Genomic DNA, 13,068 nt, shown 5'->3' with positions numbered 1-13,068 from the left:
GCGCGAGCGGCCCCTCACGCGAAGTGGTCGAAGCCCTCACCCGGGACCGTCCGGCCGTCCAGCAGTATGAACGGCTCCTCCCCCGCCGCCGGACGATGGACGACGCCGATCGGACGGAAACCCTCGGGCACGTCGTCGGCGGGGAAGGTCGCGAGCATCGCGTGCTCCTCGCCGCCGTGCAGCACCCAGCTCCACGGGTCGGCGCCGAGCGGTGCGGCGAGGTCCACGAGCGCGCGGACGTCGGCTGCGAGGGCCTCGCGGTCCAGATCGATGACCACGCCGCTGCGCCGGGCGAGACGTCCGCCGTCGCGCACGAGGCCGTCGGACACGTCGATCATGGCGCTCGCACGCGCCGTGCCGTCCGGGCGCCGGGCGGCTGTCCACCCCAGCTCGAGACGCGGATCGGGCGCGTTGTGCCAGGCCACGACGTCCGCCGCGAGGGCCTCGTGGTGCCGGTCGGCGAGGATCCAGGCGAGACCGGCCCCCGAGCGTCCCAGCAGGGGCGAGCCCACAGCGAGCACGTCGCCCGCCCGTGCTCCCGTGCGCAGGATCGGGGCGTGGCCCTCGGCCAGTGCGCCGAGGGCGGTCACGGTGAGCGAGAGCGCGTCCGCCGCGCCCAGATCGCCTCCCACCACGACCGCGCCGTCCCGTCCGGCACGCGCGGCGAGCCCGCGGCTGATGCCCTCGAGGGTCGTCACGTCGGCGGTGCCGGGGGCGCTCAGCGCGACAACGAGGGCGGTGGGCCGGGCCCCCATCGCGGCGACGTCGGCGAGGTTCTGCACGGCGGCCTTGGCCCCGATCCACTCCGGCCGGGTCGCGGGCAGCAGGAAGTCCTGGCCCTCGGTGAGGGTGTCGGTGCTGACGACGAGCCGCGGGGAGGCCAGGCGGACCACGGCGGAGTCGTCGCCGGGGCCGATCTCGACGGCGTCGGAGCTCGGCAGGGCGGGCAGGATGCGTTCGAGCAGACCGGACTCGGAGAGATGGGCGATCGGCGCGGGGGCGGGCGTCGGCTCGTTGGTCATGGGGACACTGTGCCAGAGCCGTGCCCGCGCTACCCTGCTGGGGTGCCCGTGCCGCTTCCCCCGCCCCGTCGTGTCCTGGCCGGCGCGGCGTGCCTCCTGGCCGCGTTCGGCCTCTCCGGCTGCGGCGCCGTGACCGTCCCGGCCGGTCCTGATGCCGCCGACCCCGCATGCGCGCCGCTCGTCGCCAACGCGCCCGAGGAGCTGCTGGGCCAGAAGCGGCACGAGACGACGAGCCAGGGCACGGTCGCATGGGGGGATGGCGACGCCACCATCGTGCTGCGCTGCGGCGTCACGCCCCCGGGCCCGACCACGGACCCGTGCACGACGATCGCCGATGCCGGGGGCGCGACGGTCGACTGGCTCGTCTCGGAGAAGGACGACGTGGTCACCTTCACGACGTTCGGCCGCACGCCCGCCGTCGACATGACGGTCCCGCGCGCCGCAGCGCCCGATCAGCCCTCGGCGGCCGTGCTCGACATGACCCGGCTGATCTCGGAGATCCCCGCGACCGACCGCTGCGTCGGCGCGGGCGACGTCGCCTGAGCACTGGTGCCCCGCGGATGATCCCGCCTGCGGACCGTGCCCGCGCCGACACGGTCCGGCAGCGGACTTTTCACGGCGGCGGCGCGGCCGCGCGACCCGGGCGCCGGCTCACGAGGTGCTCAGTCCCCGGTGGGTCGAGACCGTGAAGCCTCGTCCGCCGTAGGTGCAGGTCACGCCCGCCTCACGGTCGATGGTGCACGCCCCGCCCCGGGCGTAGAGCACCTCGCCGTAGTCGAGGGTGACCGGTGTCTGCTCCAGGACGAACACGAGAGCGAGATCGCCGGAGTAGTACGGCTCAGCGGTCGCCACGGTGTCGTCGAGGCTCACGGCCGTGGCCGTGCCTCCGCCCCCAGGCTGCTCGACATCGGTGCCGGGGATGCCGGTGCTGTCGATCACGAAGCAGTGGGCGCCGGAGGGAAGGCCGTCCTCCGGGCGGGGGTTGTCGACGAGCCCGCAGTACCAGGACCCGCTCGGGCTCATGAAGCCCCAGTGGGCCTCCTTGTCGCCCAGCCCGTGCAGCGAGAAGTCCGAGGGCTTGCGGATGGTTCCCGTCGCCGGAAGCTCCGTGCGCGCGTCCATCGTCATGATCGCGCGCTGTCCGCTCTGGCACCAGGACGTGTAGGTGTCCGGCTCGAACCCCATCTTGGCGAAGATGATCGGTTCGCACGTCCAGCCCTGCACGCTCTCGGGATTCGCCGGGCGGCCGCCGGGGGCGATGTCCTCGGTGTCCTCGTAGTCGGCGATCACGGAAGCCGCCGTGGCGCAGTCGACCTCGCCCTGCGCGACCACGACGGCCCATCCGTCGTTCTCCGCGCATCGAGTGCCCACCGATGCAGGCGCCGCCGTGCCGCCGCCATCACTCGCGGAGGAGGTTGCGCCGCCATCACTCGGCTCCTCCGTCGCCGAGGCGGACGAGGGCTCCGAGGAGCCTCCCGGGGCCGACGTCGAGCCCTGCTCCTGCCCGCCGTCACCGCCGGCGACCAGCGAGCAGCTCGTCATGAGCAGCACGCCGGCCATCATCGTGAGCAGGCCCGAGAGCCTGGTGGGCGCGCCCTTGACCGCCTGCACGTTCGACATCGTTGCTCCTTGCGTCGCCGATCGTGCCAGGAGGCTAGCGGAGGCCGGATCGAAGACGCCACGCCCTCGCGGCGGCGGGGCATCGAATGGACAGGCGCCGATGCCTCACGGTCAGCGCAGACCGATGCGCCGGGTGCGCGCGAGCTCGATCAGCTCGGAGATGAGATCCGGGTAGGACAGCCCCATGTGATCCCACAGCACGGGGAACATCGAGAACGGGGTGAAGCCGGGCATCGTGTTGACCTCGTTGACGAGCACCTGCCCGTCGGCGGTCACGAAGGTGTCGACGCGGGCCAGCCCCTCGAGGCCGAGCGCCGCGAAGGCGTGGGAGGCGATCGCACGAACCGCGGCGATCTGCTCGCCCGTGAGCTGGGCGGGCACCTCGATGTCGACGGTGCCCTTGCCGAAGTACTTCGACTCGTAGTCGTAGAAGTCGAGGTCGTCGCCGATGCGCACCTCGCCGGGCGCGGTGGTCCGGGCGCCCTCGCCGGGTGCTCCCTGGAGCACGCCGCACTCGACCTCGCGGCCCACGACGCCCTGCTCGACGAGCACCTTGGGGTCCTCGGCGAAGGCGGTCTTCATGGCGTGGTCGAGCTCGGCGGGATCGGCCACGCGCGTCACGCCGATGCTCGAGCCGGCGCGGGCGGGCTTGACGAACCAGGGCAGCTGGAGGTCGCGGCGGATGCGCTCGGCGACGCCCGCGGCGTCGGCGGCCCAGGCGTCCTCGGTCACCACGACGTCGCGCGCACACGGGATGCCGGCGGTGCGCAGCGCCGCCTTGGTCGCGGCCTTGTCCATGCACGTGGCCGAGGCGAGCACGCCGCTGCCCACGTAGGGGATGTCGAAGAGGTCCAGGAGGCCCTGCACGGTGCCGTCCTCACCATAGGGGCCGTGCAGGAGCGGCAGCACCACGTCGATGTCGGCGAGGTGCTCGACCCGGCCGTCGCGGATGACGCGCAGCTCGCTGCGCAGGCCCGGGCGGTGCACGCGCGCGGGCAGGAGCACCTCGTCGCCGTCGGCGGGCACCTCGGGCGCCTGGCCGTCCTCGATCTGCCAGTGCGCCGGGTCGTCCGAGGCGAGCACGAGCCTGCCGTCGCGCGTGATGCCGACGGCGACGACGTCGTAGCGGTCCCGGTCGATCGCGGCGAGGAAGCCGCCGGCGGTCACGCACGAGATGCCGTGCTCGGCGCTGCGGCCTCCGAAGAGCAGGGCGACGGTGGCTCTCATGCAGGTCACAGTAGTCATTCGGGGCGGACGGACCGTGCAAGCAGGGCCGCGGTGGCCTCGCGGATGTCCCGTCCGTGGTCCACGACGTCCACCACGCCGCGGGTGAGCGGCATGTCGATCCCGAGGCGCTCGGCGATGTCGGCGACGGCCCGTGCGGTCGCGACACCCTCGGCGGTCTGGCCGACGGCGGCCGCGGCCTGCGCCACGTCCATGCCCTCCCCGAGCGCTCGCCCGAGGCGGAAGTTGCGCGACAGCGGCGAGGCGCACGTGGCCACGAGGTCCCCCATGCCGGCGAGACCCGAGAAGGTCGCGGGGTCGGCCCCCGCGGCGGCGCCCAGCCGTGCGATCTCGGCCAGGCCGCGCGTGATGAGGCTCGCCCGGGCGTTGTCGCCGAAGCCGAGCCCGGCGGCCGCGCCCACGCCGATCGCGACGACGTTCTTGGTCGCCCCCGCGACCTCGACGCCGATCACGTCGGTCGAGGTGTACGCGCGGAAGGCGGGGCCCGCGCACCAGTGGGCGAGCTCGCGAGCGAGCCTCTCGTCCTGGGCGGCGACGACGCTCGCGCACGGCTCCCCCGCCGCGATCTCGACCGAGAGGTTGGGGCCCGAGAGGACGGCCACGCGCGAGGGGTCGATGCCGCCCGCCTCGACGATGACCTGGCTCATGCGGCGGTCGGTGCCCCGTTCGATCCCCTTGATGAGGGACAGCACGGGCACGTCGGGCAGGCCGTGCTCGAGCCCCGGCGCGCGCCTCCACGCCTCGAGGTTCTCGCGCAGGGACTGGGCGGGCACGGCCAGGACGATGCCGTCGACCGCCTCCAGGACCGCCTCGACGCGCGAGTCGGCGGTGATGGCGTCCGGCAGCTTCCGGTCGCCGAGGTAGGCGTGGTTGCGATGCTGCTCGCGGATCTCGCGCGCGACCTCCTCGCGCCGGGCCCAGACGGCGACCTCAGCCCCCGCCCGGGCGAGCACGAGGGAGAAGGTGGTGCCCCAGCTCCCCGCGCCGAGCACGGCGAGGCGCCGGGTCGCACGAGGCTGGCCGGATGCGGACGATGCGGATGCGGCGGTCATCGCCGGGCCCCTTCCTCGGGTCGGAACGCGTCGGTGCGCGGGTCGTGCAGCACGGCAGGGGGCCGCCGGCCGCGCAGCACCCCGACCATCGGCACGATGTGCCCCATGATCTGGGTGGTCACGCGGATCGCGGCCTCGTGCTCGGTCTCATCATCCCGCTGCGATGCCGTGAACGCAGGGCCGAAGGCGACGGTCACGTCGTGGCGCGGGAGCAGCCGCGGGGCATGGGTCCCGCGCGGCCAGACGGCGCGGGTGCCCCACAGCGCCGCGGGGATGACGGGCGCGCCGGTCGCGAGCGCGATGCGCGCCGCGCCGAGGCGCGCCCGCATGGGCCAGTCCTCGGGGTCGCGCGTGAGCGTGCCCTCCGGGAAGACGGTCACGATCTCGCCGGCGGCGACGGCCCGCCCGGCGGCGGCGACCGAGTCGCCCGCCTGGCGGGTGCCGCGCCGGACGGGGATTTGGCCGGTGGCCCGCATGATCCCCCGTAGGACGGGCACCTCGAACAGGGAGTCCTTGGCGAGGAAGCGCGGCGGCACGTGCGCGTCCAGGAGCGCGTTGCCGATCGCGAAGGGGTCGTAGACGCTCAGGTGGTTGCACACGACGATCGCGCCGCCGGTCGCGGGGAGGTTCTCGAGTCCGATCCAGTGGCGTCGGGTGACAAGCCGCAGCAGGGGCCGCACGGCCACCTGGCCGATCGCGATCAGGGGCGGCGTGCGGCGGGACGCGTCGCGCCGACGGGCGGGCATGGACGGTCCGTCGGTCAGTGCGCGCCGGAGCCGCCGCGGCCGATCACGCGCCGCGCGACCTGGCCGGGCAGGCTGCGGCGCGGTGTCGCGCCCGTCGCGACGGCCTGTCGGCGGATGGTCGCCGGGGCGCGGCGGGCGAGCGTGTTGACGGCTGTCGCATGCAGGAGGCGCCGCGGTGCGAAGGCGAGGCGGCCCCGCACCGAGAGGAACTTGACGGCCGTCGTGACCTGCAGCAGCTGTCCGCCGGGGAGCAGGGCGACGCCGATGCGCACCCGGAGGTTCTCGTCGTCGTCCACGATGAGCGCCTCGGAGCCGCGCACCTCGTCGGTCACGTACTCCTTGGCGGGCGGCGGCACCATGTCGAACAGGCGCACCGCCTCGTCGCGCAGCGCACGCAGGCCGCGCTGGGACAGCGGGGTGTTCTCGTGGGAGAAGATCGCCTCGGCCCAGACCCGCGGGTCCGGCTCGTCGACCCCGCGGGTCGGCACGATGACGACGTCGCAGTAGTCGGGCACGGGGATGTCGCGCAGGGCCAGCGAGGTCGCCGGGCTCGGGACGACGTGCGAGATCTCGTGCGACGGCTCCGTCATGTCAGGTGCCTTTCCCTTCGTGATGCTCGGCGGGGTGTGCCGCGCGGGGGCGGTCAGTCCTCCCAGAACTCCGCGCCGAGCGCCGTGAGCTTATCCCGGAAGCGCTCGTAACCGCGGTCGATCAGGTCGATGCCGTGGATCGCGGAGACGCCCTCGGCGCCGAGCGCGGCGATGAGGTAGGAGAACCCGCCGCGCAGGTCCGGCACGGTGATGTCCGCGCCGTGGAGCGGCTTGGGGCCGGAGATGACGGCCGAGTGGTTGAAGTTGCGGCGCCCGAAGCGGCAGCGCGAGCCGCCGAGGCACTCGCGGTACACCTGGATGTGGGCGCCCATGTCGTTGAGCGCGTCGGTGAAGCCGAGGCGGTTCTCGTACACCGTCTCGTGCACGATGGAGATGCCCTCGGCCTGCGTGAGCGCGACCACGAGCGGCTGCTGCCAGTCGGTCATGAAGCCGGGGTGCACGTCGGTCTCGACGGCGATCGCGTGCAGGGGCGTGCCGGGATGGTAGAAGCGGATCCCGTCGTTGAGGATGTCCATGCCCGCGCCCACGCGCCGCATGACGTTGAGGAACGTGGCCATCGGCTTCTGCTGGGCGCCCCGGACGAAGACGTCGCCCTGGGTGACGAGCGCGGCGCAGGCCCAGCTCGCGGCCTCGATGCGGTCCGGGATGGCGACGTGCTCGTAGCCGCCCAGGCGGCTCACGCCCTCGATCGTGATGGTGCGATCGGTCTGCAGGGAGATGATCGCGCCCATCTTCTGCAGGACCGCGATGAGGTCCTCGATTTCGGGCTCGACGGCCGCGTTGGTCAGCTCGGTGACGCCGTCGGCGCGCACCGCCGTCAGCAGCACCTGCTCGGTCGCGCCGACGCTCGGGTACTCGAGGTGGATCTTGGCGCCGTGCAGTCCGTCGGGCGCGGTGATGTAGATGCCCTGCTCGCGCTTGTCGACCTTCGCACCGAAGTTGCGCAGCACGTCGAGGTGGTAGTTGATGGGGCGGTCGCCGATCCGGCAGCCGCCGAGGTCAGGGATGATCGCCTCGCCGAGACGGTGCAGCAGCGGTCCGCAGAAGAGGATCGGGATCCGGGAGCTCCCGGCGTGCGCGTCGATGTCGGTCACATGGGCCCGCTCGACGTTGGAGGGGTCCATGCGGATCTCGCCGGCCTCGACGTCACGGGCGACCTTGACGCCGTGGATCGAGAGCAGATCGCCGACGATCTGCACGTCGCGGATGTCCGGCACCGAGTGCAGGACGCTGGGCTCCTCGCCGAGCAAGGCCGCGACCATGGCCTTGGAGACCAGGTTCTTCGCTCCGCGGACCGTGATCTCCCCCTTCAGGGGGCGACCACCGCGGACGTGGAATGTCGAGTTCGAGGGGCTCATCGTGTCCTTGCAGCTTCACTGGTCCGGGGCCGGGGGGACCCTGGGTGACCGGCCCACCATACCGGAGCGCGCTGGCCGTGGACGGGGTCGGCGGTGTGATCCCGTCGAGCGCCCACGACCGGCGCGGATACCGGGCGGTCGGCGCCGCTGGGCAGGAGAGGGGTCAGTGCGTGTCGGCGGTGCGCACGGGCAGGGTCTTGGGCATCCAGCGCGGGCGCCGCGCCTCGAACGCGTCGATGTCGGCTTCGTGCCGGAGGGTCAGGCCGATGTCGTCGAGGCCCTCCATGAGGCGCCACCGGGTGTAGTCGTCGATGTCGAAGCGGAAGACGCTCTCCCCCGCGCGCACCTGGCGCTCGGCGAGATCGACGGTCACCTCGGTGCCGGGGTTCTCCTCGAGGATCTTCCACAGCTGCTCGATGTCGTCCTGGGCGAGCTGCGCGGCCACGAGGCCCTGCTTGCCGGCGTTGCCGCGGAAGATGTCCGCGAAGCGGCTCGCGAGCACGGCCTGGAAGCCGTAATCGCGCAGCGCCCAGACGGCGTGCTCGCGCGAAGAGCCGGTGCCGAAGTCGGGGCCGGCGACGAGCACGGAGCCCGCGCTGTAGGGCTCGCGGTTGAGCACGAAGTCGGGGTCGTTGCGCCAGGCCGAGAACAGACCGTCCTCGAAGCCCGTCTTGGTGACGCGCTTGAGGTAGACCGCGGGGATGATCTGGTCGGTGTCGACGTTGGAGCGGCGCAGCGGGACGCCGATGCCGGTGTGGGAGGTGAACTTCTCCATGGTGATGAGCTCCTGGTGGCGAGGGGTCAGGCCGACTGCTGGGCGAGCGGCGCGATCGAGCCGTCGGCCTCGAGGTCGGAGGGCGAGGACAGAGTCCCGCGCACGGCGGTCGCCGCGGCGACCACGGGCGAGACCAGGTGGGTGCGCCCGCCCTTGCCCTGGCGCCCCTCGAAGTTGCGGTTGGAGGTCGAGGCGGCGCGCTCGCCCGGCTTGAGCTGGTCGGGGTTCATGCCCAGGCACATCGAGCAGCCGGCCTGGCGCCACTCGGCGCCGAAGGCGAGGATGTCGCGGTCGAGGCCCTCGCGCTCGGCCTGCAGGCGCACGCGGGCCGAGCCGGGCACCACGAGCACGCGCACGTCGGGATGCTTCTGGCGTCCGCGGATGATGTCGACGAAGGCCCGCAGATCCTCGATGCGGCCGTTGGTGCACGAGCCCATGAAGACCGTGTCGACCCGGATGTCCTTGAGCGGGGTGCCCGGCACGAGGTCCATGTAGGCCAGGGCGTTCTCGGCGGACACGCGGGAGGTGTCGTCGGTGAAGTCCTCGGGGGCCGGCACGGACGCCGACAGCGGCAGGCCCTGACCGGGGTTGGTGCCCCACGTGACGAAGGGCTCGAGGGTGTCGGCGTCGATCGTGACCTCGGCGTCGAAGGTCGCGTCGTCGTCGCTGCGCAGCGAGCGCCAGTACGCGACGGCCTCGTCCCATGCCTCGCCGCGGGGGGCGTGCGGGCGGCCCTCGAGGTAGGCGAAGGTGGTGTCGTCGGGGGCGATCATGCCGGCGCGGGCACCCGCCTCGATCGACATGTTGCAGATCGTCATGCGCCCCTCCATCGAGAGGTCGCGGATGGCCTGGCCGCGGTACTCGAGCACGTAGCCCGCGCCGCCGCCGGTGCCGATCTTCGCGATCACGGCGAGGATGATGTCCTTGGCGGTCACGCCCGGGCGCAGGGTGCCCTCGACGTTGACGGCCATGGTGCGGAACGGCTTGAGCGGGAGCGTCTGGGTCGCCATCACGTGCTCGACCTCGCTCGTGCCGATGCCGAAGGCGAGGGCGCCGAAGGCCCCGTGCGTCGAGGTGTGGGAGTCCCCGCACACCACGGTGATGCCGGGCATCGTGAGGCCCAGCTGCGGGCCGACGACGTGCACGATGCCCTGGTCCTTGTCGCCGAGGGGGTGGATGCGCACCCCGAACTCCTCGCAGTTGCGTCGGAGCGTCTCGATCTGGGTGCGGCTCGTGAGGTCCGCGATCGGCTTGTCGATGTCGATCGTCGGGGTGTTGTGGTCCTCGGTCGCGATCGTCTGGTCCAGACGGCGCAGGGGGCGGCCCTCCTGGCGCAGGCCGTCGAAGGCCTGCGGGCTCGTCACCTCGTGCAGGAGCTGGAGGTCGATGTAGAGGAGGTCGGGCTCGTTGCCCTCCCCCGGTCGCACCACATGGTCTGCCCAGACCTTCTCCGCGAGCGTGCCCGCCATTGCTGTCATCTCCTTAGGACCGATCCGTGCGCCGGGGTCACCGGTCGTGGATCGGGATGCTGGTTCGAGGAACCCCGCCGCCGGCATCGATGGGGGCGACGGCCGGGCGTGCTCGGGTGTTCGTCCAGCCATCGTGGGACTGTCCACACTTCGATGCACTTGCGTCTCACCGTTCAAGACGACATGATCGTGCCCATGAACGACACGCAGATGGAGGACGCGGGCAGCGGCGTCGGAGTCCTGGACAAGGCCGCGACCGTGCTCGGCGCCCTGGAAGCGGGGCCCGCCACCCTCGCACAGCTCGTGCAGGCGACGGGTCTGGCACGCCCCACGGCGCACCGTCTCGCGGTCGCCCTCGAGCACCACCGGCTCGTCGCCCGCGACATGCAGGGCCGCTTCATCCTCGGCGGCCGGCTCGGCGAGCTCGCCGCCGCCGCGGGCGAGGACCGGCTGCTCGCCGCCGCGGGCCCCGTGCTCGCGGCGCTGCGCGACCACACGGGCGAGTCCGCGCAGCTCTACCGCCGCCAGGGAGAGCACCGCATCTGCGTGGCCGCGGCCGAGCGCCCCATCGGTCTGCGCGACTCCGTGCCGCTCGGCGCGACGCTCACCATGAAGGCCGGCAGCGCCGCCCAGATCCTGCTCGCCTGGGAGGAGCCGGACCGTCTGCACCGGGGCCTCCACGGCGCCCGCTTCACGGCCACCATGCTCTCGGCCGTGCGGCGCCGCGGCTGGGCCCAGTCCATCGGTGAGCGCGAGAGCGGCGTCGGCTCCGTCTCGGCCCCCGTGCGCGGGCCCAACGGTCGTGTGGTCGCGGCCCTGAGCGTGTCCGGTCCGATCGAGCGCATCACCCGTCAGCCCGGCCGCCTGCACGCCGCCGCCGTCATCTCCTCGGCCAACCACCTCACGGAGGTCCTGCGCCGCGCGTCGGTCTGACCGCAGACCTCCTGCGACGCGCACGGGGCGCCCGGCCATCCGGCCGGGCGCCCCGTGCGCGTCAGGGCGGTCAGCGACGGCGCAGCGGCCGCTCGATCCAGATCGGGGTGTGGGCGTACTGCACGACGGCGCCGGTCTGCGAGGACGCCGAGACCGCCCCCTCGCCGCGGGCGGCGACGACGAGGGCGCGCACCCCTTCGCTCAGGCGCACGAGACTCTTGGCGTCATGGGCCGCCGAGCCGTCGGCCAGCTCGACGGTCACGTCCGGGTGGCCCTCGTGGATGAGGCGCCGCGCGGTCTCGAGGATGCGCGGATGCTCCGACAGCGGCGTCGCGACGCCGATCACCACGTGCACCTCGGCGCCGTAGAGGGCGGCCAGCTCGCCCGCCCGCCGGAGGGCCTGGGTACCCAGGTCGGAGCCCTCGTAGGCCACGCCGATGGGTCCGTCGGTCGCCTCGTCGCCGCGCACGACGACGACCGGGCAGTCCGCGCGGCGACCCAGGGCCAGGCTCGTCGAGCCCATCACCATCGACAGGAAGCGACCGAGCCCACGGCTGCCGACGGCGAGCACGTCGGCCTCGCGCGAGGCCGCGAGCAGCACGTCGGCGCCGCGTCCCTCGACGATCTGCGAGGTGACGGGCACGTCCGGGGCGATCTCGTGCGCATGCTGGACCGCGTGCAGCATGAGGGTCTCGGCGGCCGAGCGCAGGCCCGAGCCCGCGACCCCCGGCACGGGGTCCACGTCGACGTTCATGAGCGGCCACACGAAGGCGTGGACCAGGTGCAGGGAGCCGCCGGTGCGGGCGGCGTGCTCGGCGCCCCAGCGCACGGCCTTGTCGGACTCGTCGGTGTCGGCGACGCCGACGACGACCCGCGGGCGGGGCGCCGACGCCGGGAGGTCGGGAACGCGAGGGGGAAGGTCGTTGGTCTCCATGGCCTGATTCTAGCCAGTGCGACGCCCGTCACACCGGGACCCGAGGCGGGCCGGGACGTACGACGCGCGGGGACGAGAGCCGGGTGCAGACGACGAGAGCCGGCGCCCGAAGGCGCCGGCTCTGCTCGTACCCCGTACCGGATTTGAACCGGTGTTACCGCCGTGAGAGGGCGACGTCCTGGGCCGCTAGACGAACGGGGCGTGCGATCCCGGAGGGATCCGGTCCGCGAGGGACCAGCGACGGCCGACCGGAGCCGGCTCCTCGCGACGAACCCGGAGGTTCGCTCGTACCCCGTACCGGATTTGAACCGGTGTTACCGCCGTGAGAGGGCGACGTCCTAGGCCGCTAGACGAACGGGGCGCGGGCCTCGTCTGCCGTGCCGGAGCACGATCGACGTTGCGCTGGGGTACCAGGACTCGAACCTAGAACAACTGAACCAGAATCAGCCGTGTTGCCAATTACACCATACCCCAAGGGGGTATCGATCCCTCTCCTGCGATCACAGGGGCGGGGCCGTACCGAGGTACAACTCTAGCCGGTCGGCCCAGGTGAGGGCAAAGCGAGAGCGTCCGCGAGGGCTGTGAGGTCTCCCACCTCGAGGTGGCGACGCTGGTCGGGGCGGCATCTCTCGAAGCGGCGATCGTGCTCCCGCTGCAGGTGCACGCCGATCAGGCCGGCCGCCGTGGCGGCGTCCGCGTCGATGTCGGGCTCGTCGCCCACGTAGACGACGTGCGCGGGATCCGTGCCCAGCCGGCGCGCCCCCTCGAGGAACATGCGCGGATCGGGCTTGCCCACCCCGAAGGTGTCCATCGTGGCCAGCAGCGGCACCGACTCGGCGAGCCCCACCGCGGTCAGCTTGCGCGTCTGCAGCGCCGCGGCCGCGTTGCTCATCGCGCCGAGGGGCAGGCCCGCGGCACGCAGGCGGCGCACGGCGATGATCGCATCCGGGAACGGCCTCCACGCCGCGGCGAAGGCCTCGTCGAAGGCCCGGTCGAAGACAGCGAAGCCGTCGGCGTCGAGCGGGCGGGCGTCACGGTCGGTGAGGACCTCGTCGATGCGGCGGTGGCGCTGCTCGCCGTAGCCGACCTCGCCGCGCGTGTAGGCGCGGTACCAGCCGGAGCGGTCGCGCGACCACTGGGCGGCGATCGCGTCGTGGTCGGCGTCCGCGCCCAGCAGCGGGGTCACGGCATGGCGCAGGGCTGCCGCGAAGGCGCCCGCCGTGTCGACGAGGGTGTGGTCGATGTCGAACAACACGGCCTCCACCCCGCACAGGGCGTCGCGCAGACGAGGGTCGGCCATGCG

13 protein-coding genes and 3 tRNA genes are annotated in these 13,068 nt (G+C 73.1%); 2 read left to right on the top strand and 14 right to left on the bottom strand.

Annotation, left to right across the window (positions count from 1 at the left end; genetic code table 11):
* Nucleotides 1–14: 14 nt before the first annotated feature.
* The gene (thiL, locus tag BRM3_RS10605; protein ID WP_263593286.1) at nt 15–1,022 is read right to left on the bottom strand and encodes a thiamine-phosphate kinase; all 1,008 of its coding nucleotides are present in this window, start codon (nt 1,020–1,022) and stop codon (nt 15–17) included.
* 42 nt (nt 1,023–1,064) lie between these two features.
* Here thiL and BRM3_RS10600 point away from each other — a divergent pair, with 42 nt between their 5' ends.
* Complete coding sequence (locus BRM3_RS10600) at nt 1,065–1,565, top strand: DUF3515 domain-containing protein (RefSeq protein ID WP_263593285.1); 501 nt, start codon at nt 1,065–1,067, stop codon at nt 1,563–1,565.
* A gap of 108 nt (nt 1,566–1,673) precedes the next feature.
* Here BRM3_RS10600 and BRM3_RS10595 read toward each other — a convergent pair whose 3' ends face one another.
* From BRM3_RS10595 to leuC, 8 genes are all read right to left on the bottom strand, one after another.
* A complete protein-coding gene (locus tag BRM3_RS10595; RefSeq protein ID WP_263593284.1) occupies nt 1,674–2,642 on the bottom strand; it encodes a hypothetical protein in 969 nt (322 codons plus the stop codon).
* Nucleotides 2,643–2,753: 111 nt separating this feature from the next.
* Nucleotides 2,754–3,869 (bottom strand): D-alanine--D-alanine ligase family protein, encoded by a 1,116-nt coding sequence (locus BRM3_RS10590; RefSeq protein WP_263593283.1) that lies wholly within the window; start codon nt 3,867–3,869, stop codon nt 2,754–2,756.
* A 14-nt stretch (nt 3,870–3,883) separates the two neighbouring features.
* The gene (locus tag BRM3_RS10585; RefSeq protein ID WP_263593282.1) at nt 3,884–4,939 is read right to left on the bottom strand and encodes an NAD(P)H-dependent glycerol-3-phosphate dehydrogenase; all 1,056 of its coding nucleotides are present in this window, start codon (nt 4,937–4,939) and stop codon (nt 3,884–3,886) included.
* The gene (locus BRM3_RS10580; RefSeq protein ID WP_263593281.1) at nt 4,936–5,685 is read right to left on the bottom strand and encodes a lysophospholipid acyltransferase family protein; all 750 of its coding nucleotides are present in this window, start codon (nt 5,683–5,685) and stop codon (nt 4,936–4,938) included. The genes BRM3_RS10585 and BRM3_RS10580 overlap by 4 nt, the downstream gene beginning before the upstream one ends.
* Nucleotides 5,686–5,699: 14 nt before the next feature.
* Nucleotides 5,700–6,275, bottom strand: a complete 576-nt coding sequence (locus tag BRM3_RS10575; protein WP_263593280.1) for a DUF2867 domain-containing protein — start codon at nt 6,273–6,275, stop codon at nt 5,700–5,702.
* A 53-nt stretch (nt 6,276–6,328) separates the two neighbouring features.
* A complete protein-coding gene (gene murA, locus BRM3_RS10570) occupies nt 6,329–7,654 on the bottom strand; it encodes a UDP-N-acetylglucosamine 1-carboxyvinyltransferase (RefSeq protein WP_263593279.1) in 1,326 nt (441 codons plus the stop codon).
* A gap of 163 nt (nt 7,655–7,817) precedes the next feature.
* Nucleotides 7,818–8,429 carry a 3-isopropylmalate dehydratase small subunit gene (gene leuD / locus BRM3_RS10565; RefSeq protein ID WP_263593278.1) on the bottom strand — a complete coding sequence of 204 codons (612 nt, stop codon included), beginning with the start codon at nt 8,427–8,429 and terminating at the stop codon, nt 7,818–7,820.
* Nucleotides 8,430–8,455: 26 nt separating this feature from the next.
* Nucleotides 8,456–9,898, bottom strand: a complete 1,443-nt coding sequence (gene leuC / locus BRM3_RS10560) for a 3-isopropylmalate dehydratase large subunit (protein ID WP_263595447.1) — start codon at nt 9,896–9,898, stop codon at nt 8,456–8,458.
* A 195-nt stretch (nt 9,899–10,093) separates the two neighbouring features.
* Here leuC and BRM3_RS10555 point away from each other — a divergent pair, with 195 nt between their 5' ends.
* Nucleotides 10,094–10,831: an IclR family transcriptional regulator gene (locus BRM3_RS10555; protein WP_396126910.1), complete on the top strand. Its 738-nt coding sequence runs from the start codon at nt 10,094–10,096 to the stop codon at nt 10,829–10,831.
* A gap of 70 nt (nt 10,832–10,901) precedes the next feature.
* Here BRM3_RS10555 and BRM3_RS10550 read toward each other — a convergent pair whose 3' ends face one another.
* From BRM3_RS10550 to BRM3_RS10530, 5 genes are all read right to left on the bottom strand, one after another.
* Nucleotides 10,902–11,765 carry a universal stress protein gene (locus tag BRM3_RS10550; protein ID WP_263593277.1) on the bottom strand — a complete coding sequence of 288 codons (864 nt, stop codon included), beginning with the start codon at nt 11,763–11,765 and terminating at the stop codon, nt 10,902–10,904.
* Nucleotides 11,766–11,893: 128 nt separating this feature from the next.
* A tRNA-Glu gene (locus BRM3_RS10545) sits at nt 11,894–11,966 on the bottom strand.
* Between the two features lie 87 nt (nt 11,967–12,053).
* Nucleotides 12,054–12,126: transfer RNA gene (locus BRM3_RS10540), tRNA-Glu, on the bottom strand.
* A gap of 41 nt (nt 12,127–12,167) precedes the next feature.
* Nucleotides 12,168–12,239 (bottom strand) — tRNA-Gln (locus BRM3_RS10535).
* A 58-nt stretch (nt 12,240–12,297) separates the two neighbouring features.
* Nucleotides 12,298–13,065 carry an HAD family hydrolase gene (locus BRM3_RS10530; RefSeq protein ID WP_263593276.1) on the bottom strand — a complete coding sequence of 256 codons (768 nt, stop codon included), beginning with the start codon at nt 13,063–13,065 and terminating at the stop codon, nt 12,298–12,300.
* Between the last annotated feature and the right edge of the window lie 3 nt (nt 13,066–13,068).

This window comes from Brachybacterium huguangmaarense (genome assembly GCF_025725725.1).
GTDB classification, from domain to species: Bacteria; Actinomycetota; Actinomycetes; order Actinomycetales; family Dermabacteraceae; genus Brachybacterium; species Brachybacterium huguangmaarense.
The sequence above is the reverse complement of the archived record's forward strand: the minus strand, read 5'-3'. Positions and strand labels throughout refer to the sequence as shown.

Excerpts from the sequence above, each read along its gene's own strand:
- thiL (WP_263593286.1), bottom strand. The coding sequence starts at position 1,022 with ATGACCAACGAGCCGACGCCCGCCCCCGCGCCGATCGCCCATCTCTCC.
- BRM3_RS10595 (WP_263593284.1), bottom strand. The coding sequence starts at position 2,642 with ATGTCGAACGTGCAGGCGGTCAAGGGCGCGCCCACCAGGCTCTCGGGC.
- BRM3_RS10590 (WP_263593283.1), bottom strand. The coding sequence starts at position 3,869 with ATGAGAGCCACCGTCGCCCTGCTCTTCGGAGGCCGCAGCGCCGAGCAC.
- BRM3_RS10585 (WP_263593282.1), bottom strand. The coding sequence starts at position 4,939 with ATGACCGCCGCATCCGCATCGTCCGCATCCGGCCAGCCTCGTGCGACC.
- BRM3_RS10580 (WP_263593281.1), bottom strand. The coding sequence starts at position 5,685 with ATGCCCGCCCGTCGGCGCGACGCGTCCCGCCGCACGCCGCCCCTGATC.
- BRM3_RS10575 (WP_263593280.1), bottom strand. The coding sequence starts at position 6,275 with ATGACGGAGCCGTCGCACGAGATCTCGCACGTCGTCCCGAGCCCGGCG.
- murA (WP_263593279.1), bottom strand. The coding sequence starts at position 7,654 with ATGAGCCCCTCGAACTCGACATTCCACGTCCGCGGTGGTCGCCCCCTG.
- leuD (WP_263593278.1), bottom strand. The coding sequence starts at position 8,429 with ATGGAGAAGTTCACCTCCCACACCGGCATCGGCGTCCCGCTGCGCCGC.
- leuC (WP_263595447.1), bottom strand. The coding sequence starts at position 9,898 with ATGGCGGGCACGCTCGCGGAGAAGGTCTGGGCAGACCATGTGGTGCGA.
- BRM3_RS10555 (WP_396126910.1), top strand. The coding sequence starts at position 10,094 with ATGAACGACACGCAGATGGAGGACGCGGGCAGCGGCGTCGGAGTCCTG.
- BRM3_RS10550 (WP_263593277.1), bottom strand. The coding sequence starts at position 11,765 with ATGGAGACCAACGACCTTCCCCCTCGCGTTCCCGACCTCCCGGCGTCG.
- BRM3_RS10530 (WP_263593276.1), bottom strand. The coding sequence starts at position 13,065 with ATGGCCGACCCTCGTCTGCGCGACGCCCTGTGCGGGGTGGAGGCCGTG.